Raw genomic sequence first — 3736 nt, 5'->3', positions numbered from 1 at the left:
GGCTGGCACTGGCGACATCGCATTGGCCGATCGTCTTTCCGACCGCCGAGCAGGCGACGCTGTCGATCCATTGCGGGGACAGCCGGCTGATCCTGCCGGTGCGCGCGCCGCAGAAGCTGGACGACACGCTGGGGGCCTTCCTGGCTCCGGAAAGCGCCGCGCCGATGGAGCAGGAGGTTCTGGCCAAGGGCGACGGTTTTCAGCGCTCGGTTTCGACAGACCAGGTCACCAGCGAGACGGTCTACCAAGTCGTCAATGATGGCGGCACGGTGCGGCATCCGCATACGGGAATCGTCCTTTCAGCGAAGCATGTCGACCGGTTCTCCATTCACCCCGACGACCCGACCTCGGCGGTCGGCACCTGCACCTGGGAAAAATCCTATGGCCGCGGCGACTGGCAGGCGCGCCTTTCAGTGACGGCGACGGTGCGCGCGCTGCGCGACGTCTGGCGGATCGAGACCCACATCACTGCCCATGACGGAGACGAGCGGATCGTCGACCGCAGCGAGGTCAAGGAGTATCGGCGCGATCTCAACTGAGCGGCGGCGATTGGCAATCAGGCCATCGATTTCGGCAAGGCGACGGCCAGCGCATCGACGGCCAGCCGCACCTTCAGCGGCAGATGCGGTGTCTGCAGCCAAAGCGCGTGGCAGTCGTAGAGATATCGCGGCTGGTCCGGCAACAGCGCCATCAGCGCGCCGGCCTGAATGCGGTCGCGTACCAGCCACCAGGGCAGCCAGGCCAGCCCCATGCCGTCGGCGGCCGCGTCAGCGATGGCATCGAGATCGTCGAGCCGCAGCCGTCCGGTTGGCGTGATCTCGAGCGTGGGTTGCCCCTCGCGCACAAACAACCACGGGTGAACGACCTGGCCGAGCCGGCGGTAGACAATCGCCTGATGGTCGGCGAGATCCTCGATCCGCTGCGGCTCGCCATGAATTCTGAGATAAGAGGGTGCCGCGCAGACGACCATGCCCTGACGCGCGACGCGACGCGCAATCACCCCCACCTTGTCGTCAAGAGTGCCGGTGCGGATTGCGAGATCGTAGCCGTCCTCGGCAAGATCCGCCAAGCGGTCGGTGAGCGACAGGTCGAGTTCCAGCATCGGATATTGATGGGCCAGCTTCAGCAACACGGGGGTCACGCAATGGCGCCCGAAATGCGCCGGCATGGTGACCCGCAGTTTTCCACGTGGCTCCGAAAACTGTTCGGCGGCGAGCGCATCGGCGGCTTCGGCCTCGGCGAGCACCACCCGACAGCGTTCATAGTAAGCGCGGCCGAAGTCGGTCAGGCTCTGCCGTCGCGTGGTCCGGTTGAGCAGCCGCACGCCCAGCCGCTCCTCAAGAAACCGGACATGCTTGCCGACCATCGGTCCGGAGAGATCAAGCGCGACCGCCGCGGCCGCGAACGAGCCGAGATCGACCGCCTTGACGAACACGGCCATGCTCTCAAGCCGATCCATATTCAGAACTCCTGGTTTCTACTGTTCTTCTCTTACAGCCATTTATCCCTGGCAAGACCGGCTGCATAGCTCATTCGGTTCAGATGATTTGGAGTATCCGAATGACACGCGTAGTTCGCTTTCACCAGCATGGTGGCCCCGAGGTTCTGCGCATCGAGGATGTCGCGCTTTCCCCACCGGGTTCGGGCGAAGTTCAAATCCGGGTCAAGGCACTCGGCCTCAATCGCGCCGAAGCGCTGCTGCGCGCGGCTTCCTATATCGAGACGCCGACGCTCCCCTCGGGGCTTGGCCTCGAGGCAGCGGGCGTCATCGAGGCTATTGGTGTCGGCGTGAAGGATTTCGCGCCGGGCGACAGCGTCAGTGTCATCCCGCCGCAATCGATGATCCGCTGGCCGGCCTATGGCGAGTTTGCCACCTACCCCGCCGGACTTGTCGTCAAGCATCCGCCGTCGCTCGACTGGCAGACGGCAGCGGCCGTCTGGATGCAGTATCTCACCGCCTATGGCGCGCTGATCGATATCGCCGGGCTGCACAGCGGAGACCACGTGGTGATCACCGCAGCCTCGAGCAGCGTCGGGCTTGCGGCAATCCAGATCGCCAACAGGGTCGGTGCAACAGCGATTGCGGTGACGCGGACATCGGCGAAGAGGCAGGCCCTGCTCGATGCCGGCGCGGCTGAAGTCGTCACCTTGGCCGAGGAGGATTTGGCGGCACGGCTGAATGAGATCGCAGGGCCTGAAGGCGTGCGCGTCGTGTTCGATGCGATCGGCGGCCCGATCTTCGAGCCACTCACAGCGGCCATGTCGCGTGGCGGCATCCTCATCGAATATGGCGGTCTCAGCCGCGAGCCGACGCCATTCCCGCTGCCAGCGGTGCTGAGCAAGACGCTGACACTGCGCGGCTACCTCGTCCACGAGATCACCGGCAACCCTGTGAAACTCGAGGCCGCCAAGGCGTTTATCGTCGAAGGTCTGGAGCACGGAACGCTGAGGCCGATCATCGACAGGACCTTCGCGTTCGACCAAATCGTCGAGGCGCACCGCTACCTGGAGTCGAACGAGCAGTTCGGCAAGATCGTAGTGACGATCTGAGATCGTGGTGACGATTTGAATCGTGGTGACTGCCTGAGCAACGCTGGCGAACAAATCATTCTTGCAGGGCAATATCGACCTTGAAGCCGCGGCTTTGCATCCCTAACTGTTCGGTGCGGGCCGGGCCCCTCTGACTGTCGCTTTTGGCGATTGTGATGTCGGACCGCTTTAACGGGCCCGTTTCCATTCTTTCGGTCAAGCGGGCTCATTCCTTTCGGTTTGGAGCCCCGTATGACATCTACTTCCCTCCTCGGTATGGTTTGCCCCTCCTGCCGCGTCGCGCTCGTGATGAGCGAACGCCAGGGTATCGAAATCGACTACTGTCCGCAGTGCCGCGGCGTCTGGCTTGATCGAGGAGAACTCGACAAGATCATCGAGCGTTCCGGCAGGGAAGCGGCGCCCGCGCCGCAGCCACAGCCGGCAGCATTCTCCCAGCCACAACATGGCCAGAGCCGCGATGACGATTATTCCCGCTCGCACGGTCACCGCTATCCAAAGCGGAAGAAATCATTCTTCGAAGAGTTGTTCGACTGACCGCATGATGCCCGACATCCAGGCCGGCACTTGCTGAAACTTCCGAAACCACATCGACAAAGGTTCATCTCCGATGATTTCCCGCACCAGCCGATTTGCAGCCCTCTTTGCAGGACTGTTCCTTGCATTCTCCATGGTTGCGATGGACCATGCCGAGGCCCGTCGTGGCGGCAGTTTCGGCAGTCGTGGCATGCGTACGTTCCAATCGGCACCGCCGACCAGGACGGCCCCAGCACCGACCGCTCCGGTCGAGCGGTCGATGACGCCCAACACCGGTGTGAACAACGCGGCCCGGCAGCCGCAGGCCGGCCTGCAGAGGCCCGGCTTCATGAGCGGTTTCGGTGGAACGATGATGCGCGGCCTGTTGCTCGGCGGCCTGTTCGGCCTGCTTTTGGGTCAGGGCTTCGGCGGCCTGGCCGGCATGTTCGGTTTCCTGCTTCAGGCCTTGCTGATCGGTGGCGCGATCATGCTGGCCATCAGGTTCTTCCGCTCGCAATCCGCGCGCGGCCCCGCGCCGGCGCTCGCAGGTGCCGGCAATGCCCAGGCTTCGCGATTTGAGAACCGCTCAACGGCAGGGCAGCAGACTGCAGGCTCCTTCACAATTCCCGGTTTCAGCGGCGGTTCAGGGGGAGGCTCTCCCGCCGCCGCCCCC

3 protein-coding genes and 2 pseudogenes are annotated in these 3736 nt (G+C 63.8%); 4 read left to right on the top strand and 1 reads right to left on the bottom strand.

Annotated elements, in window-relative coordinates; translation table 11 throughout:
- A pseudogene (locus tag ENZ75_RS34380) lies at nucleotides 1-539 on the top strand (peptidase S15); the annotation flags it as partial.
- Nucleotides 540-556: 17 nt separating this feature from the next.
- Here the strand turns inward: ENZ75_RS34380 and ENZ75_RS20445 are convergent.
- Nucleotides 557-1459 (bottom strand): LysR family transcriptional regulator, encoded by a 903-nt coding sequence (locus ENZ75_RS20445; RefSeq protein ID WP_063167551.1) that lies wholly within the window; start codon nucleotides 1457-1459, stop codon nucleotides 557-559.
- Between the two features lie 101 nt (nucleotides 1460-1560).
- On the opposite strand from ENZ75_RS20445, the gene ENZ75_RS20440 reads away from it, so the two are divergent.
- From ENZ75_RS20440 to ENZ75_RS20430, 3 genes and pseudogenes are all read left to right on the top strand, one after another.
- Entirely contained in the window at nucleotides 1561-2550 is a 990-nt protein-coding gene (locus ENZ75_RS20440; protein WP_063167550.1) for a zinc-dependent alcohol dehydrogenase family protein, read from the top strand.
- A 231-nt stretch (nucleotides 2551-2781) separates the two neighbouring features.
- Nucleotides 2782-3084: a zf-TFIIB domain-containing protein gene (locus tag ENZ75_RS20435; RefSeq protein ID WP_024502504.1), complete on the top strand. Its 303-nt coding sequence runs from the start codon at nucleotides 2782-2784 to the stop codon at nucleotides 3082-3084.
- 73 nt (nucleotides 3085-3157) lie between these two features.
- Nucleotides 3158-3736, top strand: a pseudogene (locus tag ENZ75_RS20430) (hypothetical protein); the annotation flags it as partial.

Source organism: Mesorhizobium sp. M7A.F.Ca.CA.002.04.1.1, from assembly GCF_004022805.1.
GTDB classification, from domain to species: Bacteria; Pseudomonadota; Alphaproteobacteria; order Rhizobiales; family Rhizobiaceae; genus Mesorhizobium; species Mesorhizobium ciceri.
This window is presented reverse-complemented; position numbering and strand designations above follow the sequence as displayed.